This is a genomic window from Pseudomonas fluorescens group sp. (genome assembly GCF_020093335.1).
Lineage (GTDB): Bacteria > Pseudomonadota > Gammaproteobacteria > Pseudomonadales > Pseudomonadaceae > Aquipseudomonas > Aquipseudomonas petroselini.
Genome location: NZ_JAIOKW010000091.1, coordinates 1 through 396 on the forward strand (window position 1 = coordinate 1; position 396 = coordinate 396).

Consider the following 396-nt stretch of genomic DNA (forward strand, 5'->3'; position numbering starts at 1 on the left):
GAGCAGCCCGGCGGCAGAAATCGCCGAGCGCTATCGGGATCGCTGGCGGATCGAGCTGTTTTTCAAATGGATCAAGCAACACCTGAAGGTCAGGCGCTTCCTGGGCCGTAGCGAGAATGCCGTGCGCCTCCAGATTCTCTGTGCGCTGATCAGCTACTTGCTGCTGAACCTTTACCAACGCAGGACGGGAACGCGGCAGAGCCTGTGGATGCTGATGGTGGAGGTACAGGCGACGCTATTTCAGCGTCCTGGCCTGGAGGCCGAACGTTACCGACGACGGCAGGAGCGAATACGCGAGATCAACCTGCGTCAGGGGCAGCTGTTAATAGCATGAGGCGTGCCGGACAGTAGTGCGCGAACGCGGGAGCCCAGAGACTTTGGGGTGACTCCTTTCCC

1 protein-coding gene is annotated in these 396 nt (G+C 60.4%); it reads left to right on the forward strand.

Annotated features, from left to right (window positions below):
* The coding region (locus K7431_RS30830) for a transposase (protein ID WP_224316771.1) at positions 1-334 on the forward strand (334 nt) is incomplete at its 5' end.
* Positions 335-396: the final 62 nt, after the last annotated feature.